Raw genomic sequence first — 24,074 nt, 5'->3', positions numbered from 1 at the left:
TATAGGCGGTGGTCGGCCAGTTGTTAAACATTTACTGGCAATTTATTGGCGCCAAAGGAATGCCAAAAAGCCATGTTTCCCATGAAACGTGGGCTGTAGAGGTTGACCGTTAGTCGGCTGACTGAACTTTGGCGCAATGATGGCATCCACGTCACTTCTGATTTTCAGGAACCGGGGCTAGAGTGAGGCCTCAATGTTTGTCCGGGTTTTCTCTCAGAAGTGACCGGAGTAGACCTAAGGAAGAGACCTAGCATGGAATGCGCTCCACCTCATGGCGATGGCAGTTCGGTTCTTCTGGTGGTCGATGACTACCCTGAAAATCTGATCAGCATGTGTGCGCTTCTACAACGCGATGATTGGCTGGTGGTGACCGCTGCGTCCGGGGTGGAAGCCCTGGAGTTGCTGCTGCAGCATGATGTCGACCTGGTGCTGCTGGATGTGATGATGCCCGGCATGGACGGCTTCGAAGTTGCCCGCTTGATGCGCGGCAGTCACCGCACGCGCATGACCCCGATCATCTTTCTAAGCGCCAACGCCCAATCGCCCGCCGCCGTGCTGGAAGGCTACGCCAGCGGCGCCATCGACTACCTGTTCAAACCCTTCGACCCGCACATTCTCAAGCCTAAGGTCCAGGCGTTGCTGGAGCACCAGCGCAACCGTCGGGCCTTGCAGCGCCTGAGCCATGACCTGGAGTCCGCCCGGGCGTTCAATGCGTCGGTGTTGGATAACGCCGCCGAGGGCATCCTGGTGGTGAGTGAAGAGGGCGTGATCGAATACGCCAACCCGGCGATTTCGCGCCTGCTCAATGCCACGATCCAGGAACTGCAAGGCCAGGACTTCCTGAGGTTCCTGCAAAAACCCCATGTGCCCGTCTGGCTGGAGTCGCAGATGTTCGCCGGCTATCGCCGGGGTGAAACCTGGCGCCTGCACGATGCGCTCCTGCGTACCGGCCGTGGCCAGCAAGTGCCGGTGGCGTTGTCCTGCGCGCCGCTGCCGGCTGAGCAGAAGGCCATGGTGGTGACGGTGCTGGATATGTCCGAAGTGCGCCACCTGCACCAGCAGCTGGAGTTCCAGGCCGTGACCGACCCGCTGACGGGGCTGCTGAACCGGCGCGGTTTTTACCAGGCGGTGGAAAACACGTTATTGCGCAGCGAGCGGACAGAGCAGGCCCTGGTGCTGCTGTACCTGGACCTTGACGGCTTCAAACGGGTCAACGATTCCCTGGGCCATGATGCCGGCGACCGGGTTCTGCGCTGGGTCTCGGAGCAATTGCAGGGCTGTCTGCGTTCCTACGACATTCTCGGCCGCATGGGCGGCGACGAATTCACGGCGTTGCTGGAGCTTGAGTTCCCGGAGCAGGCGGCAAAAATTTCGGAAAAACTGATCGAGCGAGTTTCTGCGTGCCAGCAGGTCGATGGTTTGGATGTCATGCTCGGCGTCAGTATCGGCATCGCCACCTTCCCGGACTGTGGCTCGGATTTGAATGGGTTGTTGCGTGCGGCCGACATCGCCATGTACGAAGCCAAACGCGCAGGCCGTCAGCAGTATCGCTATTACGACCAGGAAATGAACGGGCGCGCCCGCTCGCGGCTGATGCTCGAAGACAGCGTGCGCACGGCGATTCAGAACAAGGATTTCACCTTGGTCTATCAACCTCAGGTCTCGCTGGTGGATGGCCGCCTGCGCGGCGTTGAGGTGTTGTTGCGCTGGCAACACCCCAGCGTCGGCGATGTGCCGCCGGGGCTTTTTTTGCCGTTGCTGGAAGAGGCGCGGCTGATCAGCCAACTGAGCGCCTGGATTTACCAGCAGGTTGCGGCCCAGCGCCAGGCCTGGCAGGCGACGTTCGACGATGAATTGGTGCTGAGCGTGAGCCTGAGCAGCAGCCAATTCAATACGCCTAACCTGGCCAATCAGTTGCAGCAGGTGTTGGAGCGACATGGGCTGCAGGGGCGTCAGCTGGAGGTGGAAATCAGCGAGGACTGCCTGATGAGTAACCTGGAAGAGGCCGCCAAGCAGCTCAAGTTGCTGCGCCGTATCGGGGTGCGTATCGCCCTGGATGACTTCGGTTCGGGGCAGTGTTCCCTGGCGCATTTGCGCGACCTGGCGTTCGACACGCTCAAGCTTGATCCGCAATTGGTTGCGCGGCTGCCGGGCTCGGTGCGGGACGCGGCAATGGCGCGCAGCATTATCGAGCTGTGCGGGCATTTTGAGGTGGTCGTGGTGGCCGAGGGTGTAGAAACCCAGGAGCAGGCCCAGTGGCTCAAGGCCCAGGGTTGCCCGTTTATCCAGGGGCCGTGGGCGGCGCAGCCGTTGATAGCCGAAGAAGTGCTCGACTGGTCGCGCGCTCGCGTGCGCTGAATTCGCTACACTGGCGCCATTCGAATCCTGTTGCAGACCCCAATGACCGCGCTGAAATACCTCCAGGCCTACCCCGCAGCCCTACAGGAGCAAGTACGCCAACTGATCGCCAAGGACCAGTTGGGCGCCTATCTGGAGCAGCGTTACCCCGACCGCCATGGGGTGCAGAGCGACAAAGCCCTGTACGCCTATGCCCAGGCCTTGAAGCAGGAACACCTGCGCAACGCGCCGGCCATCGACAAAGTGCTGTTCGATAACCGCCTGGACCTGACCCACCGCGCCCTTGGCCTGCACACCACAATTTCACGGGTGCAGGGCGGCAACCTCAAATCCAAGAAAGAGATCCGCATTGCCTCGCTGTTCAAAGAGGCCGCACCGCAATTCCTGCGCATGATCGTGGTTCACGAGCTGGCGCACTTCAAGGAATCGGACCACAACAAAGCGTTCTACAAACTCTGCGACTACATGATGCCCGGCTACCACCAGGTGGAATTTGACCTGCGGGTGTACCTCACGTATCGCGACCTGCAGGGCAAACCCTGACCGCACAAGGCGACTGACCATGGATGTGAGCAAGACCAAAAGCAGCTTCTACCGCCGCCTGTACGTGGCGTACCTGATCGACAGTGGGCTGGCCAGCAGCGTCCCGGCGTTGACCGAGGTCACCGGCATGCCCCGGCGCACCGCGCAGGACACGATTGCGGCGCTGGCCGACTTGGATATCGTGTGTGAGTTCGAGCAGGAAGACGGCGCCCGCAACCATGCCGGGCACTATCGGATTCGCGACTGGGGCGCGATTGATCGGGGGTGGATCGAGGGGAATCTCAGTCAGATCAAGCGGGTTCTGGATTACCCCTGAGTTCAGCGGTGGCTGGGCCGACGCTATCGGGAGCAAGCCCCCTCCCACAGTTTGAACGGTGAATACATTCAAAATGTGGGAGGGGGCTTGTCGAATCGTCGCACCGCCCCGATGGCAGTCTCAAGCGCGCCGCATTCCGATATGTGGAATGTCATCCTCCAGGTACTCCTCACCCGCCACCACAAACCCATACCGCCCGTAATACCCCTGCAAATGTGCCTGGGCTGACAGGAAGATCGGCGTCTCGGGCCAGATATCCTCAATCTGCCTGAGGGTTTCTTCCATCATCTGGTGCCCCAGCCCGGTGCCCCGTGCAACCGGCGCAACGATCACCCGGCCGATCACCACGTCGCCGCCCTGAGACTCCGGGTCCAGCAGGCGCAGGTAGGCCACCAGTTCGTCGTCTTTCCAAGCCATCAGGTGGTGGGTATCGCCCGTCAGGTCTTGCCCGTCGATGTCCTGGTAGACGCACTTCTGTTCGACAACGAAGACCTCGCCGCGCAAACGCAAAATGGCGTACAGCTGCTCCTTGCCCAGGTCAGTGTGATGCTTGCAGACCCAATCGACTGTCATGGTGTGTTCTCACGTAAATGTCTGTTCTGGATAGTAAGCGCGACGGGCAGCGGTGTCTAAATCAACTATTTTTGTGAATGAAATCAATTTGCCATCATTGAGTGCTCTCGACGTCCGTTTCTTTGTGTAATCTGAGCTAATGTTAGAACCTCAGGCACTGCCTGAGCTAAGGCCACCGCCTGCCCCCCAAGGACGTTGAGCATGCCGCGATTGTCTCGTGCCGTTGCTTTGATTGGAGTGTTTTTGCTGGCGATGCCTGTGTACGCACAGCGTTTGCGCCTGGTCGCGGATGCCTGGCCACCCTTTACCGATTCCACCTTGATCAATGGTGGGTTGGCGACCGACATTGTCACCACGGCCTTGGCCCGCGCGGGTTACGCCAGTGACTTCGAACAGGTGCCCTGGGCGCGGGCGCTGATGGGCGTGGGCGACGGGCGTTATGACGTGCTGGTCAACGCCTGGTACGACGAGGCGCGTACGCATTTGGGGCAGTTCTCCGGTGAATACCTGCTCAATCGCGTGCGTTTCATCAAGCGCCGTGACGATCCCATTGAATTTCAGAACCTGGAACAGTTGCACGACTATCCCATTGCCGTGGTGCGCGGTTATGCCTATTCGGCGGCGTTCGATGGGGATGTGCAGTTGCAGAAAGTGCCGGTGCATAACTTCGCCATGGCGGTGCGCATGCTGGCGGCGCAGCGGGTGCGGCTGACGGTGGAGGATGAGTATGTGGCGCGCTATTACCTGTCGCGGGAATCGGCGCGGGTGCGCAATTCGGTGGAATTCTTACCCACGCCGCTGAGCGAAAACAGCCTGCATATTCTGGTCAGCCTGAAGCACCCTGAGCATGCGCAGATCGTTGCCGGTTTTGACCGCGAGATTGCCAGGATGAAGGCCGATGGCAGTTATGCGCGGTTGATGAAGGCCCATGGCATGTAATGCCTGTGGGCCTCATCGGGAGCAAGCCCCCTCCCACAGTTTTGATTTGTGAACACAGTCAACATGTGGGAGGGGGCTTGCCCCCGATAGCGGACTAAGCCGCGCTGGTGTCCTTGATCAAATGCGCCGCCAAGGTGCGCAACGGTCCCAACTGCCGGCAAATCAACGCCAACTGCGTCTGCACCAACCGCTGCCCTTCATCAATCTCATCCGGCATCTGTTCCAGATCCGCCGCCAAGGCCTCCTCGGCATCGCTCTGAATCGCAATCGGCTGCTTGTTCGCCAGCCCCGTGGCGATTTCATCAATGCTCGCCGCCAAGCTATTGCCGGCGCCATCGATCAAGTGTTCACGCACCTCGGCCGGCAGCTGGGTTTCGCGGTGTGCGCCGAGCCCCGACAGGTAGCTGAGCAAGGTGTGCGACAGCACCAGGAAGCGGAAGCCCACATCCGCTTCCTTACGGAAATGACCAGGTTCCATCAGCATATTCGCCAGGGTGGTGGACAGCGCCGCATCGGCGTTGTGGGCATTGCGCCGGGCCAGGCGGTAAGCCAGGTCGTCGCTCTTGCCGGCGGCGTATTGCTGCATGATCTGGCGCAGGTAAATGCTGTTGCAGGTCAGGGTGTTGGCCAGCACCTTGTTCAGGCGCCGACCTTGCCAGTCCGGCAGGAACAGGAAGACCGCCAGGCCTGCAATCAAACTGCCGAGCAAGGTATCGAACAGCCTTGGTAAAAACAGCCCGTAGCCATCGCCCACCTGGTTGAAGCAGAACAACACCATCAGGGTGATGGCTGCAGTGGCCAGGGTGTAGCGGGTGGTGCGGTTGATAAAGAACACCAGGCCGGCGGCGATGGCGAACATCGACTGCACCAGCGGGCTTGGGAACAGATCGAACAGCGCCCACGCCACGGTGAGGCCGATGGCGGTGCCGATGATCCGCTGGCCGAGCTTGCGCCGCGTGGCGCCGTAGTTCGGTTGGCAAACAAACAGCGTGGTGAGGATGATCCAGTAGCCCTGGGAGGCGTGGATCGCATGCAGCATGCCGTAGCCGACGGTCAGCGCCAGGGACAGGCGCAGCGCATGGCGGAACAGCAGCGACGTCGGCGTCAGTTGCGTACGCAGGCGCGTCCACATTTCCTTCAGGTTACGTGGGGCGCGGTCCAGCAGGTTGCTGTCGGTGGCGTCGGCCAGGGCATCGGGGTTGCTCGCGTCGCCGAGCAGGCGGTCGAGTGTGGACAGGTTGGCCGCCAGGGCGCGCAACGAACGCAGCAGGCCACGCCAGGCCGGGTTGCTCTGGATGCGCAGGTGTTCCAGGGAGGCATTCAGGTCGCTGAGGGCTTCGGCGAAGCTGTCGTCATAGATGAACGGCTGGCGCAGCTGGATCGACTCGGCCAGGGCCTGGCAGGCCTTGCCTTGCTGACGCAGCAGGCGTTGGCAGCGGAACAGCACGTCACTGTGGAAAAAGGCGTCCGCCAGCGCGTTGTAGGGGTAGTGGGATGAACTGGCACGTTCGTGGATGTCCTGGGCCAGGAAGTACAGCTTGAGGTAGCGACTGACCTTCGAGCCCGGTCGGCCATTGCCTACACGGTGCAGGATGATTTCCTTCGCCGCATTCAGCGCCGCCACCACCCGGCCATTTTGCTGGGCCAGTTCCAGGCGGCGAGCTTCCACGTCCAGTTGGCGAATCGGTTCGAACAACGATGATTTGAGCTTGAGGTAACGCCCCAGCTCGCGGAACAACCGCGCCAGGCTCTGCTGCACCGGCTGGTTGGAAAACAGCGCCTGCCACAGCACCGACAACGCGCCATACCAGGCGGCACCGGCCACCAGCAGCAACGGCTCATGCCAGAAATCACTGACGGCGCCGCCGCGCTGGTCCACACCGATCATGGTGTAGACCGACAGGATCAAGGTGGCCGATGCAATCGCGCCATAGCGTTCGCCCAAGGCGCCGAGCATGGTCAGGCAGAACGTGGCCAGGGCCAGGGAGATGGCGAAAATCCAGGGGTAGGGGAACAACAGCTCCACCGACAGCGCGGCGATGCTGAAACACACCAGCGTCACTGCCAGGGCGTTGAGGCGGCCTTGCCAGCTGTCGTCGGTCTCGGCCAGGGCGCTGGCGATAATCCCCAGGAACAGCGGGATCAGCAGGGTCATCTCATCCTGATACCAGCACAGCGTCATGCTGCCGGTGAGGGCGATGAACACCCGGATGCTGTAGCTGAATTTATCCAGCGCCCACAGGCGCCGCATGGACTGCTTGAACGAGGTCGATGACATGAAGTCTGGAGTCTTCCGGGACGATGCCGCTAAATTGAGCCATCAGTGACGCCACGGCAAGGGTGGTGATCACATCTGACAGCAAATTATTCTCAGGCATACCGCAAATCAAAATGTGGGAGGGAGCAAGCCCCCTCCCACATTCTTCAGGCGTACTGCGCTGCGGCGTAACCCGACGCCCACGCCCACTGGAAGTTAAACCCGCCCAGGTGCCCGGTCACATCCAGCACTTCGCCAATAAAGTACAAGCCCGGGCTTTTCAGCGACTCCATGGTCTTGGACGACACTTCCCGCGTATCTACCCCGCCCAAGGTCACCTCGGCCGTGCGGTAGCCCTCGGTGCCGGCCGGCACCAGTTGCCAGCTCGAGAGTTTTTGCGCGATGTCGGCCACTTCGGCGTGGGTGTACTGCTTCATGGGCTTGGACACGAACCAGGTTTCCGCTAGCAGGTTGGCCATCTTCTTGGTGAAGATTTCACCCAGCAGGGTTTTCAGCTCGCTGTTGGGGCGTTCGACCTGCTGTTGTTGCAGCCAGGTTTGGGCGTCGTGGTCGGGCAGCAGGTTGATCTCCACCGTGTCGCCGGACTCCCAGTAGGAGGAAATCTGCAGAATCGCCGGGCCGCTGAGGCCGCGATGGGTAAACAGGATGTTCTCGCGAAAGCTCTGGTCGTTGCAGCTGACCAGGCAATCCACCGAGGTGCCGGACAACTCGCCGCACAAGTCCTTGAGCTGGTCGGTGATGGTGAACGGCACCAGCCCGGCGCGGGTCGGTAACAGCTCATGGCCGAACTGCCTGGCGACTTGATAGCCAAAACCGGTGGCGCCCAGAGTCGGGATCGACAGGCCGCCAGTGGCGATCACCAGGGATTCGCAGCGCAGTTCACCCAAGGTGGTCTGCAACTGGTAGCCGCTGTCGACCTTGGCGATTTCTTCAATCGAGGTGTCCAGGTGCAGGCTTACGCCGGTCTGGATGCACTCGTCCAACAGCATGCCGAGGATGTCACTGGATTTGTTATCGCAGAACAGCTGGCCGAGTTTCTTCTCGTGGTACGGCACGCCGTGCTTGGCCACCAGCCCGATAAAGTCCCACTGGGTATAGCGGGCCAGGGCCGACTTGCAGAAGTGCGCGTTGTGCGACAGGAAGTTGGCCGGCTCGGTGTACATATTGGTGAAATTGCAGCGGCCACCGCCGGACATCAGGATCTTCTTGCCGGCCTTGTTCGCATGGTCGAGCAACATCACCTTGCGCCCACGCCCGGCGGCGGTCAGTGCGCACATCAAGCCTGCGGCGCCGGCGCCAATGATCACAACTTCGGTCGAGCGCACAGCAATGTCCTCATACAAATTCTGAATTGGAATACAGTCAAATGTGGGAGGGGGCTTGCCCCCGATGGCGGTGTATCAGTGACAGATGTACTGACTGACACACTGCAATCGGGGGCAAGCCCCCTCCCACATTGGATCTCCATATAGATCGGAGATCGTGTTACAGGATCCGCACACGCAACGAACGGCCTTTGATCTTGCCGTCGTTCAAACGCTGCAACGCCTGCTTGGCGATGCCGCGTTCCACGGCCACGAAGGCCTGGAAGTCGAAGATCGCGATCTTGCCGACCTGGGCACCGGGGATGCCGGCTTCGCCGGTCAATGCGCCGAGGATGTCGCCTGGGCGCACCTTGTCTTTACGGCCGGCGGCGATGCACAGGGTGCTCATCACCGGCAGCAGCGGACCACCGCTTTGCGGCTTGAGGTTGTCCAGTTGGTCCCAGTTCAGCGGCGACTTCTGCAGTTGCTCGATGGCCTGGGCGCGGTGCGCTTCGGACGGCGCCACCAGGCTGATAGCGATGCCGGTCTCACCGGCGCGACCGGTACGGCCCACGCGGTGAATGTGGATTTCCGAGTCGCGGGCCAGTTCGACGTTGATCACCATGTCCAGCGCGTCAATGTCCAGGCCGCGGGCGGCGACGTCGGTGGCCACCAGCACCGAGGTGCTGCGGTTGGCAAACATCGCCAATACCTGATCACGGTCGCGCTGTTCCAGGTCGCCATGCAGGCCGACGGCGGAAATGCCCTTGGACGTCAGGTGATCCACGGTTTCCTGCACTTGCTGCTTGGTGAAGCAGAACGCCACGCAGGAGGCCGGGCGGAAATGCGCCAGCACCTTGGTCACGGCGTCCATGCGCTCTTCCGGGGAGATTTCGTAGAAACGCTGCTCGATCTGGTCGTCGGAGTGGAACGCTTCGGCTTTCACTTGCTGCGGCGCGCGCATGAACTTCGAGGCCAGCTGCTTGATGCTCACCGGGTAGGTGGCCGAGAACAGCAGGGTCTGGCGGCGCGGCGGGGTCTTGCTGATGATGTCTTCGATGGCGTCGTAGAAGCCCATGTCAAGCATGCGGTCGGCTTCGTCGAGGATCAGGGTGTTCAAGCCGTCCAGCACCAGCGAACCTTTGCGCAGGTGTTGCTGGATACGGCCCGGGGTGCCGACGATCACGTGGGCGCCGTGCTCAAGGGAGGCGATCTGCGGGCCGAGGGACACGCCGCCGCACAGGGTCAGGACCTTGATGTTGTCTTCGGCGCGGGCCAGGCGGCGGATTTCCTTGGCGACCTGGTCGGCCAGCTCACGGGTCGGGCACATCACCAGGGCCTGGCAGCCGAAGTAGCGCGGGTTGATCGGGTTCAGCAGGCCGATGCCGAACGCAGCGGTCTTGCCGCTGCCGGTCTTGGCCTGGGCAATCAGGTCCAGCCCCTTGAGGATCACCGGCAAGCTTTGCGCCTGGATCTGCGTCATCTCGACATAACCCAGCGAGTCGAGGTTAGCCAGCATGGCGGCGGACAGGGGCAAAGTATTAAAAGCGGTGGCGATGGTAGTCACGGGACTGGCTCTGCAAAACAAAATGTCGCGCAGTGTACCAGCCCTGTGGGAATTTCCCTGCAAGTTCTAGACGAGACGCCCGTTAATGCTCGATATGCTGTTCCGGGTTGGCCGCCCGTTTGCCGTCTTGGGGCGACAGTTGCAGGAAGATCGCCGCCGCCAGCATCGCCATGATGCCCACGGTGAGGAAGGTCAGCTGGAACGCGCCGAGCACCGTGCTCACGCCGTCGTTGCCCGCTTCGGCGGTAAACCCGCCGAGCAGCGCGCCGGCGCAGGCCACCCCCAGGCTCAGGGACAGTTGCGCCACCACCGACAGCAAACTGTTGCCGCTGCTGGCCTGGGCGTCGTCGAGGTCGATCAGGGTGACGGTGTTCATCGCGGTAAATTGCAGCGAGTTGATCGCCCCCAGCACCGCCAGCATGGCCAGCAGCAGCGGGTAGGGCGTCTGTTCGCTGACCAGGCCCATGCTCGCCAGCATGATGCCCAGGGCCAGGGTGTTGCCGGTCAGCACCACGCGATAACCCAGACGCTCGATCAACGGGCGCGCCACCGACTTGGCGAACATCGCCGCCGCTGCCAGGGGCAGCATGCTCATGCCGGCCTGGGACGGTGAATAACCCAGGGCCACTTGCAGCAGCAACGGCACCAGGAACGGCAAGGCGCCGCTGCCCAGGCGCGCGAACAGGTTGCCGAGGATGCCCACGGCAAAGGTGCGGGTCTTGAACAGCGCCGGTGAGAACAGTGGGTTATCGATATGCCCGGCGCGCAGCCAATACGCCGCCAGGCACGCCAACCCGCCGAACAGCAGCAACATCACCCGCAGGTGCGGCAGGTGCAGCTCGCCCAAGCCTTCCATGGCAATGGTGATCAGCACCATCGCCGCGCCGAACAATAGAAAACCGATGCCATCGAAGCGCGTGCGCTCGCTGCCGCGCAGGTCGGGGATGAACTTCCACACGGCGTAGCAACCGATCATGCCCACCGGCAGGTTGATCAGGAAGATCCAGTGCCACGTCAGGTACTGCACCATCCAGCCGCCCATGGTCGGGCCGAGCAAGGGCCCGAGCAGGCCGGGGATGGTGATGAAGCCCATGATCCGTACCAGCTCGGAGCGGGGGTAGGCGCGTAGAACCACGAGTCGGCCGACCGGCAGCATCAGCGCACCACCCAGCCCCTGGATGACCCGTGCGCCCACCAGCATGGTCAGGCTGCTGGACAGCGCGCACAGCAAGGAGCCGATGCTGAACAGCATGATCGCGCCGAAGAAGATTTTCTTGGTGCCGAAGCGGTCGGCGATCCAGCCCGAGGCCGGGATCAGCAAGGCGACGGTGAGCATGTAGGCGATCACCACCCCTTGCATGCGCAGCGGGTTTTCCGCCAGGTCTCGGGCCATGGCCGGCAGTGCGGTGTTGAGAATCGTCCCATCCAGCGATTGCATGAAGAAGGCAATCGCTACCACCCAGGGGAGCCAGCGGGCGGTCTTGGCATCGAGAGGGGCACGATCTGGCATGGGGTACCTTTTTGTTAGCCGGCTATGTGTCGGCGATTATGCGCCATTCGTCGCTCCTTTTCCCACTGGCGGTTCGTCTAAGTCCGACAAGTTCGCGTGCTCTCCCACCAGGAAATCCAACAACGCACGGTGCACCGCCAAAGCCGCCTCGCGGGACTCCAGGTCGAGTAAATGCCCAGTGTGTTCGGCCACCGCAAAGCTGCTGTGGCCCACGTACTGTTTGAACAGTCGGGCCTCGGCGGCGGGGGTGTATTCGTCCAGCGTACCGTTGAGAAAGTGCACCGGGGTTTCGATCTGTCGCAGTGCCGGCAAGTAGTTGCCATCGCCCAACGCCAGGACCTGGTGGATATGAAAGCGCGCCTGGCGGTACTCGGTGGTGGCCATGTTCGACAGGTGCCGGTGGTTGTTGCGCTTGAGCCGGGGCGACAGGTATTTGCCCACGGTCTCGTTGAGCAGGTGCCCGACTGCGGATTTGTCATCGGCCTCGATCAGCACACGCACGCGCTCTACATAGTCGAGCATTGCCTGGTTGAGGTTGGGCGCCAGGGCCATCACCACCGAGCTTTCGATAGACGGCGGGTTGTGTGCCAGGGTCAGCAGCGTCGAGATACCGCCCCAGGAGGCCGAGACCAGATGGTTGACCTGGAAGCGCTCCACCAGGGCGCGCAGGATTTGCACCTCGTCGTCCTTGGTCACCAGGTCCAGGTCGGTGTTGTGTTCGCGGGAATAACCCGAGAAGGGCAGGTCGAACAACAGCACATTGAAATGCTCGGCCAGGCACTTGCTGGTACGCGCGAATGAACGTGTGGTGGACAGTGCGCCATTGACCATCAGGATGGTCTTCTTTTCCGAATCGTTTCCCAGCTGCTCAACATGAACGTTGTAGTGCTTGAACAGCTTTTCTATGACAAAACTTCCATGGTTCATGTCAACGCTCCAGCTTGCCCTTCCCGGGCAAGGTCATGCTCTCGTGGGTGGGGTGGCGGGGTGCCACCAACCGTTATAACGAGGTTTTTCACAGGCGACAACAGGCTGCCCGTGCAGACTGGGAGGAAGAGAATTTACGGTAGGAAGGGCCGAAACCGAGGTGTCTGAAATCAGCACAGGACAATGTGGGAGGGGGCAAGGCCCCTTCCCACAGGGGGTTTGTATTTACAGGGTCAGGGTCAGGCGTTTTACCAAGGCCCCCGGCAACAGGTTGGAGGCGGTATTGCGCTGGCTATAGGTGCTGGCCGACAGCAGCAGTTCGCGCTCAGCGGTCAGCGCTTCCAGTTGCGAACCGAGCAACTGGTAGACGCTGTCATCAAAACGCATGGTGCTGACCGGCGCCTTGATCTCGCCGTCTTCCACCCAGAACGTGGCGAAGCGCGTCATGCCGGTCAGGCGTGCGGCGGGCAGGTCGGAGTAGTTCAGGTACCACAGGTTGCTGATGTAGAGCCCGGTGCCCAGTTGCTTGAGGATATCGGCCTGGGCTAGGTTGCCCGCTGCGATCTGCAAGGCGCTGGGTGATTCGTCGCCGCTGGCGCCGTTGGCGCTGAGGCCATATTCGGCGGCGCTGCGCGAGTTCACCAGTTGGCCGTCGGCCTGGCCGGCGTTGATCAGCGTGACGTCACTGCGCGGGTAGCCTTCGCTGGAGAACGCCTGGCTCAGGGAGTCGGTGATGTGTTCTTTCACCGTCACCAGCGGGCTCAAGGACTGCTCGCCGGCATACAGCCGTTGCAACGAGCTGCCTTTGCTGGCGATGGCCTGGGCGGAAAAACCGCCCCAGGTGATGATGCTAATGATTTCTTCCAATGCCGCCGGGGCGAGGTAGGCGCGGTACTGTCCGGGCGCCAATGGGTGCAGCGGGCGGCCGAGGAATTCCAGCTGTTCACGCGCCAGCTGGAAGCGTCGGGCGAACTCGGCGCTGTCCCAGGCGTCGCCGGCGTAGCTGGCTTTTACCGCCTCGCCATTGGCGTGGAACAGGCTGAAATCGAAGTTGAAGCTATTGGCCTGATGCCAGCCAAACGCGCCGTCCGAACTGGCAAAGCCCCGGCTGATCGGGCCGGCGGCATAGAAGCCGACCAGGTCGACGCCATCGGCCGCCTGGCTGATTTCTTCCAGCACCTGGGCGAGGTCGGGCAGGGGGCGGGCCTGTTCGTTGTGGCTTTGCCAGGCGTTGTGGTTGAGCAACAGGTACGGGTCCTGCGGCAGCAGCGGCAGGGTTTCGCGCAGTTGCTGCAGGCCGTCGGCGAGGCGCTGGCGATCCAGCTCGGGCTCGCCGGCCAGGGTGATGCCGAGGTCGGCATGGCGGCCATCGTTGATCAGCTTGAGGTTGAGGCTGGCCTGCTGCACTTGGCCGGCCTGACGCACCTTGGCGTGGTTGAAGCGCACGAACTCGGACGATTCTGCCGCGTAGCCCAAGTGGAATTGTTCCTTGTCGGTGATGGCCTGCTTGAGCCACTGCACCAATGCCTTGAAGGTGTTCATCAGGCATCTCCCCCAAATACGTCAACGTTGCTGAATACACAGGCCGGCGACGCATGGCCGACGCGGATCACCTGGTTGGGCTCGCCCTTGCCGCAGTTCGGCGTGCCCAACACCTTGAAGGTGCTGGCGTCGCCCACGGCGCTGAGGTTGCGCCAGAACTGCGCGGAAATCGCCCGGTAGTTGGGGTTTTTCACCACGCCCTTGAGTTCGCCGTTTTCAATCAACTGGCCCCACTCGCAGCCGAACTGGAACTTGTTGCGGGCATCGTCGATGGACCACGAGCGGTTGGTCGACATCAGGATGCCGTGTTCGATGCCGCCAATCAGTTGCGCCAGGCTCTTATCGCCGGCTTCGATATTCAGGTTGGCCATGCGGTCGATCGGCGGGCGGTTCCAGCTGCTGGCGCGGCTGTTGGCCACGCCGCCCATGCCCGAGCGGAACTGCGACAACGCCCCACCCAGCGGCTTGAGCAGCAGCCCTTCGCGGATCAGGAATTGCTTGCTGGCCGCGGTGCCGTCGTCGTCATGGCCGTAGCTGGCCAGTTGCTCGGGAATGTCCGGGTCGAACGTCACGTTCAACAGCTTGGAGCCGTATTGCAGCTGGCCGAAGTCGCTGGCCTTCACAAAACTGGTACCGGCGTAATTGCGCTCATCGCCGAGGATGCGGTCGAGTTCCAGCGGGTGGCCGATGGACTCGTGGATCTGCAGGATCATCTGGTCGGGCATCAGCAGCAGGTCGCGCGGGCCCTGGGGCGTATTTGGCGCCAGCAGCAGTTGCAGGGCTTCGTCGGCAATGCGCGGCGCGGCGCCGACCAGGCCGAAGCGGCTGATCACGTCAAACCCGCCTTGCTGGCCGAAGTTGCTGCCGCCGAGGGTGCGCGACTGGCTGTCGTTGCCGTCATAGGCCGTGACATTGACGCCGGGGAACACAAACCGCTGGGCCTGGCGCAGTTCGGCGCCGGCACTGTTGAGGTAGATCTGCTCGACATGGGTCAGGCCGAGGCTGACTTCCCAGTTCACCAGGCGCTCGTCCTGGGGCACCGCAGAGGACTCATCGCCGAGCAGTTGGTAGCAGTCGCTCAGGGACGGGAAGGCTTGCTCAATATTGGGCGACAGGTAGTCGGCGACGTCGCTGGACACCTGTTGGTCGCGCAGGTCGAGCAGGGCATGAGGTTTTATCAGGCGGGCTTGCTGCTCGGCGCGTCCAAGAGCGGCTTGCAGGCCGGCAAGGGAAATATCGTGGGTGGCGGCGTAGGCCTCCGCACCGTTGACACGCACGGTGAGCATGACGCCTTCGTCGTGGTTCAGGTGGGGCGGTTCGGCGACGTTCTTGCGCACCGACAGGTACTGGCCGGATTCGCGCACGTAGCGCAGGGAGAAGAAGTCGGCGGTGGTGCGCAGGGCACTGAAATGCTTTTTGAGTGTGGCGTGGTGTTCGAACATGGGGCCTTCCTTGTGGGCGGCTCAGCGCGGGCAGGCAAACAGAGTAGGCCTGGGCTGGGGGCTGATCAAGGAAAGTGTAGAGGCAAGGTTTGCAGTGCCTGATCGGGCCCTATCGGGGGGCAAGCCCCCTCCCACACTTGATTTGTGAATACATTCAAATGTGGGAGGGGGCTTGCCCCCGATGAAGGCACCGCAGTGAATCAGTTACTGCGCAGTCGGCCCCACTTCACGCAACGGCTTGCCACGCACCGGCGCATCGCCGGCCACGTAGTAGTCGGCAGTGCTGCGCGGCAGCGGCTGGCGGCCACGGATCTTGTCGGCGATTTTCTCGGCGATCATGATCGTCGGCGCGTTCAGGTTGCCGGTGGTGATGATCGGCATGATCGACGCATCGACTACGCGCAGACCCTGCATGCCGTGCACGCGGCCTTCGCCATCGACCACGGCCATCTCGTCGTCGCCCATCTTGCACGAGCAGGACGGGTGGAACGCGGTTTCGGCGTGCTCGCGGATGAACTTGTCCAACTGCTCATCGGTTTGCACCTCGATGCCCGGGCTGATTTCGCGGCCACGGTAGGGATCGAGTGCCGGCTGCTGCATGATTTCACGGGTCAGGCGGATGCCGTCGCGGAATTCCTGCCAGTCCTGCTCGGTGGCCATGTAGTTGAAGAGGATGCTCGGGTAGTCCCGTGGGTTCTTCGACTTCAGTTGCACGCGGCCACGGCTCGGCGAGCGCATGGAGCCCATGTGCGCCTGGAAACCGTGCTCTTTCACACCGTTGCTGCCGTTGTAGTTAATCGCGACCGGCAGGAAGTGGTACTGGATGTTCGGCCATTCGAATTCTTCACGGGTACGGATAAAACCGCCCGCTTCGAACTGGTTGCTGGCGCCGATGCCGGTGCCGTTGAACAGCCACTCGGCACCGATGGCCGGCTGGTTGTACCAGAGCAGCGACGGGTACAGCGACACCGGCTGAGTGCACGCATATTGCAGGTACAGCTCAAGGTGGTCCTGCAGGTTTTCGCCGACGCCAGGCAGGTCGTGGACCACCGGGATGTCGAGGCTTTCCAGCAGTTTGGCCGGGCCCACGCCGGAGCGTTGCAGCAGTTGCGGCGAAGCGATTGCGCCGCTGCACACCAGCACTTCTTTACGCGCACGGGCTTCAACGCGCTCTTCGGCGGCACCGATCAGGTAACGCACGCCAACGGCACGCTTGCCTTCGAACAACACTTTGTCGGTGAGGGCGTGGGTGACGATGGTCAGTGTGGAGCGCTTCTTGGCTATGTCCAGGTAACCGCGCGCGGTGCTGGCGCGACGGCCGTTAGGCGTGACGGTACGGTCCATCGGGCCGAAGCCTTCCTGCTGGTAGCCGTTCAAGTCTTCGGTGCGCGGGTAACCGGCCTGCACGCCTGCTTCAACCATGGCGTGGAACAGCGGGTTATTGCCCGCTTTAGGCGTGGTCACGCTCACCGGGCCATCGCCGCCGTGCCAGTCGTTCGGGCCGATGTCGCGGGTTTCGGCCTTGCGGAAATACGGCAGGCAATCGAGGTAGCTCCAGTCTTCCAGGCCCGGAAGCTTCGACCAGTTGTCGTAGTCCATGGCGTTGCCACGGATGTAGCACATGCCGTTGATCAGCGAAGAGCCACCCAGGCCCTTGCCGCGACCGCATTCCATCCGGCGGCCGTCCATGTGTGGCTCCGGATCGGTCTCGTAGGCCCAGTTGTAGCGGCGGCCTTGCAGCGGGAAGGCCAGGGCGGCCGGCATTTGGGTACGGAAATCGAGGCGGTAGTCGGGGCCGCCGGCTTCCAGCAGCAGGACGGTGACGCCTTCGTCTTCGGTCAGACGGGTCGCCAGGGTGTTACCGGCGGAGCCGGCACCCACAATGATGTAGTCGTATTCTTGGGACATAAATGCACCCTCTTTGATGTATGGTCAGGTCGGGCCTCATCGGGGGCGAGCCCCTTCCCACATTTGACCGGGTTTACACAGTCAAAGGTGGGAGGGGGCTCGCCCCCGATGGCGGCCTCAAAGGCAACGCAAGGCTCGGGTCTTAGAACACCGAGGCGTAGTCGCCCAGCTCAACCTGTACCGATTTAATGCGGGTGAAGTTGTTCAGCGAGCTGATTCCGTTCTCGCGGCCCACACCGGATTGCTTGTAGCCACCGACCGGCATCTTGGCGTCGGATTCGCCCCAGGCGTTGATCCAGCAGATGCCCGCTTCCAGCTGATGAATCACGCGGTGGGCACGGTTCAGGTCCTTGGTCACCAGGCCCGCGGCCAGGCCGAAGTCGGTGTCGTTGGCGCGGCGGATCACTTCTTCTTCGGTTTCGTAGGTGAGGATGCTCATCACCGGGCCGAAGATTTCTTCACGGACGATGGTCATCTCGTCGGTGCAGTCGGTGAACACGGTCGGGGCCACGAAGGCGCCTTTGGCGAAATCGCCGTCGGTCAGGCGGTCGCCGCCGCACAGTACGCGGGCACCTTCTTCCTTACCTTTGGCGATGTAGCCCAGCACGCTTTCCATGTGGGCGAAGCTGACCAGCGGACCGAAGTTGGTGTTGGCGTCTTGCGGGTCGCCGACGCGGATACGGGCAACACGCTCAACGATCTTGGCTTCGAACGCCGCTTGCAGGTGCTTGGGCACGAACACGCGAGTGCCGTTGGTGCAGACCTGGCCGGAGCTGTAGAAGTTGGCCATCATCGCGATGTCGGCGGCACGATCCAGGTCGGCGTCTTCGAACACGATCAGCGGCGATTTGCCGCCCAGTTCCATGGTCACTTCCTTGAGCGAAGAGCTCGACGCGCTGGCCATGACTTTCTTGCCGGTGTCGGTGCCGCCGGTGAACGAGACTTTCTCGATGCGTGGGTGCTCGGTCAGCCAGGTGCCGACTTCACGGCCGCTGCCGGTCAAGACGTTGAATACGCCTGCTGGAACCCCGGCTTCGGTGTAGATCTCGGCCAGTTTCAGGGTGGTCAGCGAGGTGACTTCGCTTGGCTTGAAGATCATCGCGTTACCGGCGGCCAGGGCCGGTGCGGATTTCCACAGGGCGATCTGGATCGGGTAGTTCCAGGCGCCGATACCGGCGACCACGCCCAGCGGCTCGCGGCGGGTGTAGACGAAGGAAGTGTCGCGCAGTGGGATCTGCTCGCCTTCGATCGCCGGCACCAGGCCTGCGTAGTATTCGAGCACGTCAGCGCCGGTAACGATGTCGACGTACTGGGTTTCGGAGAAGGCTTTACCGGTGTCCAGGGTTTCCAGGGCGGCCAGCTCGTCGTTGCGCTCGCGCAGGATGTCGACGGCACGACGCAGGATGCGCGAACGCTCCATGGCGGTCATCGCAGCCCAGATTTTCTGGCCTTTTTCGGCGCTGACCACGGCACGTTCAACGTCTTCTTTCGTTGCGCGTTGCACTTGGGCGAGAACTTCACCGTTAGCCGGGTTGATGGCTTCGAAGGTGGCATCGCTGCCAGCGTCGCTGTAGCCGCCGTCAATGTAGAGTTTTTGCAGGTCGAAACGGGCCATAAAGTCCTCGCAAGTGCATAAGTGGTTGGCGTTACCCGCCGCAAAGTGGGCCATAAGGGTGTGGCAACACTGAGCGGCAGACGTTCAGGGGTTGAGCGTTTATAGGGGCTCTAACTCACCTGCTTGGCCAATTGGAAATCCATGTATTCGTAAGCGATCCGTTGCGCCTGCGCCGTGTCGAAAGCGTCTCCCGACAGGGCGCCGCGCAACCACAAACCGTCGATCAGGGCCGCCAGGCCTCTGGCTGCTTTGCGTGCGTGCGGTAGCGGCAGCACTCGGCGGAACTGGCAGCACAGGTTGGAATACAGACGTTGATCGTTGATCCGCTGCAACCTGTGCAATGACGGGTGATGCATGCTGGCGGCCCAGAAGGCCAGCCAGGTTTTCATTGCCGGGCCATTGACCTGGCTGGCGTCGAAGTTGCCCTCGATGATCACCCGAAGGTGCGCCCGTGGGCTGTCGTCCTTCAGCGCAAGCCTGCGTTCGTGGACGTTCTCGATCAGCACATTCATCAGGTAGCGCATCGTCGCGGCGATCAGGCCGTTCTTGTCCTGAAAGTAGTGACTGATGATGCCGTTCGAGACCCCGGCCAAACGGGCGATCAGCGCAATGCTGGCATCTCCCATTCCGACCTGATCGATGGCCGTCAGCGTGGCTTCGATCAACTGTTGGCGGCGTATGGGTTGCATACCGACCTTGGGCATCTAGCACCTCTCCTTAGGCCTGCCGACGGGCGATGAACGTTCGTCGACTTGAAGGCCAGTCTATTTTGTTTTGATTGAACGTTCAATCAACAAAGAATAAGCTCTGCGACAAATGGTCGCTGCCTACAGGTATTTCCTACTTGAGGGCGACGACATCTGACACCTGCAAAAACCTTTGAAACAGGCGGTATCAAGGCCTGCCCACTGCCTGGTGGGGCTCAAGGATTTTCGGGGTGTCTTTATAACACCCGTCCGTCGACTGCCGAAAAATCGATAGGTCGGGATAACCGTTGCCTTGTGTTTCTCTCTCGCACTGCCTGGAGCATCTGCGCCATGAGTTCTGCCTCTCTTATAAAGACCCCGCCGGAAAAGGTGCGGGTCAACGGTTGGGTGTTCTACACCTCCACCGCGCTGATTCTGTTGTTGACCGCCATTCTGATCATCGCCCCGCAGGACGCCGGGCGCATGCTCGGCGTAGCCCAGGCCTGGCTTTCCAAAAGCTTTGGCTGGTACTACATGGTGGTCATCGCCGCCTACCTGGTGTTTGTGGTCGGCCTGGCGTTTTCGTCCTACGGCAAGTTGAAACTGGGCAGCAAGGACGACACCCCGGACTTCAGCTACGGCGCCTGGGCCGGCATGTTGTTCTCGTCGGGCATCGGTATCTCGTTGCTGTACTTCGGCGCTTCGGAGCCGCTGGATCACTACTTCAACCCGCCGGAAGGCGCCGCCGCCAGCAACAGCGCGGCACGCCAGGCGTTGCAGTTGACCTTCCTGCACTGGGGCCTGCATGGCTGGGCGATCTATGCGTTGGTCGGCCTGGCCGTGGCGTACTTCGCCTACCGGCATAACCAGCCGCTGGCCTTGCGTTCGGCGTTGTACCCGCTGGTGGGTGAGCGTTGGGTCAAGGGCGCGGCTGGTCACGCGGTGGATGGTTTCGGCATGTTCGTGACCCTGCTGGGCCTGGTGACTAACCTGGGCATCGGTTCGATGCAGGTGTCGTCCGGCCTGGAAAACCTGTTCGGCATGGCGCACAGCAACACCAACCTGCTGATCGTGATCATTGTGATGAGCACCGTGGCGACCATCGCCGCCGTGTCGGGTGTGGAGAACGGCATCCGCCGCCTGTCCAACCTCAACATCGTGCTGTTCAGCGGTTTGCTGATCTTCGTGCTGCTGTTCGGCCCGACCCTGCACCTGCTCAACGGCCTGGTGCAGAACACCGGTGACTACCTCAACGGCATCGTGCTGAAAACCTTCGACCTCTATGTGTACGAAGGCGACGGTGACAAGACCGAACGCTGGATGGGCCTGTGGACCCTGTTCTACTGGGCCTGGTGGATTTCCTGGGCACCATTCGTGGGCATGTTCATCGCGCGTATTTCCCGTGGCCGCACGGTGCGTGAACTGGTGGCCGGCGTGCTGCTGATTCCCCTGGGCTTTACCCTGGCGTGGCTGTCGATCTTCGGTAACTCGGCGCTGGACCTGGTGCTCAACCACGGTGCGGTGGAGCTGGGCAAGACGGCGCTGGAACAACCGTCCATGTCTATCTACCAATTGCTGGAGCATTACCCAGCGTCGAAAATCGTCATCGGCGTGTCGATCTTCGTGGGCTTTGTGTTGTTCCTGACCCCGGCGGATTCCGGCGCGGTGATGATGGCCAACCTTTCCTGCAAGGGCGGCAATGTGGATGAAGATGCGCCGCACTGGTTGCGCATCTTCTGGTCGGCGGTGATCACCCTGGTTACCATCGGCCTGCTGTTTGCCGGCAACTTCGAAGCCATGCAAACCATGGTGGTGCTGGCGGGGCTGCCGTTCTCGGTGGTGCTGATTGTCTTTATGTTCGGTTTGCACAAGGCGATGCGCCAGGACGTGGCGATCGAACAGGAGCAGGCGCAACTGGCTGAACGCGGGCGTCGTGGCTTCAGCGAGCGTTTGACGGCACTCGACCTGCAACCGAGCCAGGGCACTGTGCAGCGCTTTATGGACAAGCACGTCACGCCGGCGCTGGAAGAGGCGGCGGTCGCGTTGCGTGAGCAAGGGTTGGAAGTGCAGACGCTGTTGGGTAAGTCCAAGCGCTGCATCGGTGTGCGCATCGAGATGGAAGAGGGCAATCCGTTTGTTTACGAAGTGAGCCTGGATGCCTACTCGTCGGCGCCGAGCGACTTGCCTGAAGAAGAGCGCACCCGCTATTACCGTGCCGAGGTGTACCTGCACAACGGGCCTCAGGAATACGACCTGATGGGCTTCGCCCAGGAACAGATCACCCGGGACGTGCTCGATCAGTTTGAAAGCCATCGGCAGCTCCTTGGCCGTGTCTATAGCTGATAGTTGAGCCTGGTGGTGCTTTAAATGTGGGAGGGGGCTTGCTCCCGATAGCGGTGTGTCAGTCAGTCCATCTGTTACTGATCCACCGCTATCGGGAGCAAGTCCCCTCCCACATTTTTGACCCGGTTTCTCCAATGGCGTTTGCAGTGTGTGCTAGCCCAGGTTTTTGCCCAGCAGGGCGTGGTAGAGCTCGCTGTCGCCCAGGATCCCCACCACCTGGTTGTTGTCATGCAACACCAGCTTGTTCCCCGTCTGATAACGAATCTGCAGCGCATCACGCATGCCGATATTCGAATCCACCAGTGTCGGTACCCGGCCCAAACCTTCCACCGGTTGCCCCGGTGCCCAGTTCTGCAAATTCATCACCACGCCATTCTGCCGCGCGCCCTGGATGGTGTTGCCTTCGGCCAGGTCCAGCCATGAGTCGCCACCCGGATCCAGGCACACCGAACCGTTGACGCGTTTGCAGTTGTCCAGCGTGCGCATCAGGCTGCGGCCGCACAGTACGTTCAGCGGGTTGGTATGGGCGACGAAGGTGCGCACATAGTCGTCCGCCGGGTTCAGCACGATCTCTTCCGGCACGCTGTACTGGATGATCTTGCCGTCTTTCATGATCGCGATACGGCTGCCCAGCTTCAGCGCCTCGTCGAGGTCGTGACTGACGAACACGATGGTCTTGCTCAGCTTGCTTTGCAGTTCCAGCAATTCGTCCTGCAGGCCTTGGCGGATCAGCGGGTCGAGGGCGGAGAAGGGCTCGTCCATCAACAGGATGTCGGCGTCCATCGCCAACGCGCGGGCCAGGCCGACGCGCTGTTGCATGCCGCCGGACAGTTCATCCGGCCTCTTGTTGCGCCACTGGGTCAGGCCCACCAGCTCAAGTTTTTCATCCACCAGCTTGCGCCGTTCTTTTTCCGGACGGCCCTGCATTTCCAGACCAAAGCTGATGTTCTCGCGCACCGTCAGCCAGGGCATCAGGGCGAACTTCTGGAACACCATGGCGATGCGCTTGGTGCGCATCATTTTCAGCTCGGCGGGGGTGCAGGAGGCGATGTCGATCTGGCGACCTTCATGCTCCACGAACAGCTGGCCACGGCTGACGGTATTGAGGCCGTTGATGCAGCGCAGCAGGCTCGACTTGCCGGAGCCCGACAGGCCCATCAGCACGCAGATCTCGCCTTTTTCCACATCCAGGCTGGCTTTTTCAACGCCGACGATCTGCCCGGTTTTTTTCAGGATTTCGTTACGGCTCATGCCCTGGTCCAGCAGCTTGAGCGCTTCGCGTGGGTCTTTGGAGAAAATTACGTCGACATTGTCGAATCGGATAATGCTCATGCATCACCCCCTACTTTGGCGTCGGGTTGTTTGCAGATGCGGTCGAGCATGATGGCCAGCAGCACAATCGCCAGGCCGGCTTCAAAGCCCAGGGCGATGTCGGCGGTGTTCAGCGCGTTGACCACCGGCTTGCCGAGGCCGTCGGCGCCCACCAGGGCGGCGATCACCACCATCGACAACGACAGCATGATGCATTGGGTAATACCGGCAGCGATGCTCGGCATGGCGTGTGGCAGTTCAATGCGCGAGAGCAACTGACGGCGCGAGCAGCCAAAGGCCTTGCCGGCGTCCATCAACTCTTGCGGTACATCACGGATACCCAGGTAAGTCAGGCGGATGGGCGCGGCAATCGCGAACACCACCGTGGAGATCAAACCAGGCACCACACCCAGCCCGAAGAGGGTCAGGGTAGGGATGAGGTAGACGAAGGTCGGTACGGTCTGCATCAGATCGAGCACCGGCCGCATCAGGGTGTAGAACATGGGTTTGTGCGCGGCAACAATGCCCAGCGGCACACCAATGACCACGCAGACCAGGGTGGCGAACAGCACCTGGGCGAGGGTTTCCATGGTTTCCTGCCAGTACCCAAGGTTCAGGATCAGCAGGAAAGAGGCGATGACAAAAACAGTCAGTCCCCATTTACGTTGAATAAAGTGAGCCAGCAGCGCAATCAGACCGATCAATGCCAGCGGATTGAACCAGGTCAGCGCAAACGTCACGCCGTGGATCATCGTTTCCAGTGTCGATGCGATTGCGTCGAAGTAGTTGGCGCCGTGTTGGGTCAACCATTCGACGAAGGCAGCGATGTACTGGCCTAGTGGGATTTTCTGTTCAGTCAGCATGGTAGTGAATGTCCACATGCGAAGAGGGAAAACATCCCGGGGCAGCGTA

Annotated in this window: 18 protein-coding genes; 5 read left to right on the top strand and 13 right to left on the bottom strand. The window is 61.6% G+C overall.

Annotated features, from left to right (window positions below; translation table 11 throughout):
- The first annotated feature begins 252 nt into the window (after nucleotides 1-252).
- The 3 genes from M2397_RS21160 to M2397_RS21150 are packed head-to-tail and all read left to right on the top strand — an operon-like array spanning nucleotide 253 to nucleotide 3,217.
- Nucleotides 253-2,358 (top strand): bifunctional diguanylate cyclase/phosphodiesterase, encoded by a 2,106-nt coding sequence (locus M2397_RS21160; RefSeq protein ID WP_131699045.1) that lies wholly within the window; start codon nucleotides 253-255, stop codon nucleotides 2,356-2,358.
- Between the two features lie 42 nt (nucleotides 2,359-2,400).
- A complete protein-coding gene (locus tag M2397_RS21155; protein ID WP_027606033.1) occupies nucleotides 2,401-2,901 on the top strand; it encodes a M48 family metallopeptidase in 501 nt (166 codons plus the stop codon).
- Between the two features lie 19 nt (nucleotides 2,902-2,920).
- Nucleotides 2,921-3,217 (top strand): winged helix-turn-helix domain-containing protein, encoded by a 297-nt coding sequence (locus tag M2397_RS21150; RefSeq protein WP_259244353.1) that lies wholly within the window; start codon nucleotides 2,921-2,923, stop codon nucleotides 3,215-3,217.
- Between the two features lie 120 nt (nucleotides 3,218-3,337).
- On the opposite strand, the gene M2397_RS21145 is transcribed toward M2397_RS21150, so the two are convergent.
- Complete coding sequence (locus M2397_RS21145) at nucleotides 3,338-3,790, bottom strand: GNAT family N-acetyltransferase (protein ID WP_145336876.1); 453 nt, start codon at nucleotides 3,788-3,790, stop codon at nucleotides 3,338-3,340.
- A gap of 201 nt (nucleotides 3,791-3,991) precedes the next feature.
- Between M2397_RS21145 and M2397_RS21140 the strand changes: the two genes are divergently transcribed.
- Nucleotides 3,992-4,729, top strand: a complete 738-nt coding sequence (locus M2397_RS21140) for an ABC transporter substrate-binding protein (RefSeq protein ID WP_131699048.1) — start codon at nucleotides 3,992-3,994, stop codon at nucleotides 4,727-4,729.
- Between the two features lie 94 nt (nucleotides 4,730-4,823).
- Here M2397_RS21140 and yccS read toward each other — a convergent pair whose 3' ends face one another.
- The 10 genes from yccS to betI all read right to left on the bottom strand — a co-directional run bounded on the left by yccS (nucleotide 4,824) and on the right by betI (nucleotide 19,526).
- Nucleotides 4,824-7,007, bottom strand: a complete 2,184-nt coding sequence (yccS, locus tag M2397_RS21135) for a YccS family putative transporter (RefSeq protein WP_131699049.1) — start codon at nucleotides 7,005-7,007, stop codon at nucleotides 4,824-4,826.
- Nucleotides 7,008-7,153: 146 nt separating this feature from the next.
- A complete protein-coding gene (locus tag M2397_RS21130) occupies nucleotides 7,154-8,332 on the bottom strand; it encodes an NAD(P)/FAD-dependent oxidoreductase (RefSeq protein ID WP_259244352.1) in 1,179 nt (392 codons plus the stop codon).
- Nucleotides 8,333-8,492: 160 nt separating this feature from the next.
- Nucleotides 8,493-9,830 carry an ATP-dependent RNA helicase DbpA gene (dbpA, locus tag M2397_RS21125; protein ID WP_233897098.1) on the bottom strand — a complete coding sequence of 446 codons (1,338 nt, stop codon included), beginning with the start codon at nucleotides 9,828-9,830 and terminating at the stop codon, nucleotides 8,493-8,495.
- Between the two features lie 130 nt (nucleotides 9,831-9,960).
- Nucleotides 9,961-11,388 carry a multidrug transporter subunit MdtD gene (mdtD, locus tag M2397_RS21120; protein WP_131699051.1) on the bottom strand — a complete coding sequence of 476 codons (1,428 nt, stop codon included), beginning with the start codon at nucleotides 11,386-11,388 and terminating at the stop codon, nucleotides 9,961-9,963.
- Nucleotides 11,389-11,424: 36 nt separating this feature from the next.
- Nucleotides 11,425-12,315, bottom strand: a complete 891-nt coding sequence (locus M2397_RS21115) for an alpha/beta fold hydrolase (protein WP_259244351.1) — start codon at nucleotides 12,313-12,315, stop codon at nucleotides 11,425-11,427.
- A gap of 225 nt (nucleotides 12,316-12,540) precedes the next feature.
- Nucleotides 12,541-13,857, bottom strand: coding sequence for a TldD/PmbA family protein (locus M2397_RS21110; RefSeq protein ID WP_259244350.1), 1,317 nt, complete (start codon nucleotides 13,855-13,857; stop codon nucleotides 12,541-12,543).
- A complete protein-coding gene (locus M2397_RS21105; protein WP_259244349.1) occupies nucleotides 13,857-15,299 on the bottom strand; it encodes a TldD/PmbA family protein in 1,443 nt (480 codons plus the stop codon). Before M2397_RS21105 ends, M2397_RS21110 begins: the two co-directional genes overlap by 1 nt.
- Before the next feature lie 204 nt (nucleotides 15,300-15,503).
- Nucleotides 15,504-17,207 carry a choline dehydrogenase gene (gene betA, locus M2397_RS21100; protein WP_131699054.1) on the bottom strand — a complete coding sequence of 568 codons (1,704 nt, stop codon included), beginning with the start codon at nucleotides 17,205-17,207 and terminating at the stop codon, nucleotides 15,504-15,506.
- Nucleotides 17,208-17,349: 142 nt separating this feature from the next.
- Nucleotides 17,350-18,822, bottom strand: a complete 1,473-nt coding sequence (betB, locus tag M2397_RS21095; protein ID WP_131699055.1) for a betaine-aldehyde dehydrogenase — start codon at nucleotides 18,820-18,822, stop codon at nucleotides 17,350-17,352.
- Between the two features lie 110 nt (nucleotides 18,823-18,932).
- Complete coding sequence (gene betI, locus M2397_RS21090; RefSeq protein WP_259244348.1) at nucleotides 18,933-19,526, bottom strand: transcriptional regulator BetI; 594 nt, start codon at nucleotides 19,524-19,526, stop codon at nucleotides 18,933-18,935.
- Between the two features lie 390 nt (nucleotides 19,527-19,916).
- Between betI and M2397_RS21085 the strand changes: the two genes are divergently transcribed.
- Entirely contained in the window at nucleotides 19,917-21,851 is a 1,935-nt protein-coding gene (locus tag M2397_RS21085) for a BCCT family transporter (RefSeq protein WP_259244400.1), read from the top strand.
- 153 nt (nucleotides 21,852-22,004) lie between these two features.
- Here M2397_RS21085 and choV read toward each other — a convergent pair whose 3' ends face one another.
- Together choV and choW are read right to left on the bottom strand one after the other, a co-directional pair.
- On the bottom strand, nucleotides 22,005-23,183 hold the full coding sequence (gene choV, locus M2397_RS21080; protein WP_131699057.1) for a choline ABC transporter ATP-binding protein: 1,179 nt from the start codon (nucleotides 23,181-23,183) through the stop codon (nucleotides 22,005-22,007).
- Nucleotides 23,180-24,025 (bottom strand): choline ABC transporter permease subunit, encoded by an 846-nt coding sequence (choW, locus tag M2397_RS21075; RefSeq protein WP_015886271.1) that lies wholly within the window; start codon nucleotides 24,023-24,025, stop codon nucleotides 23,180-23,182. Before choW ends, choV begins: the two co-directional genes overlap by 4 nt.
- Between the last annotated feature and the right edge of the window lie 49 nt (nucleotides 24,026-24,074).

Origin of the sequence: Pseudomonas sp. BIGb0381 (assembly GCF_024809815.1) — a bacterium.
In the GTDB taxonomy this organism is placed as follows: domain Bacteria; phylum Pseudomonadota; class Gammaproteobacteria; order Pseudomonadales; family Pseudomonadaceae; genus Aquipseudomonas.
This window is presented reverse-complemented; position numbering and strand designations above follow the sequence as displayed.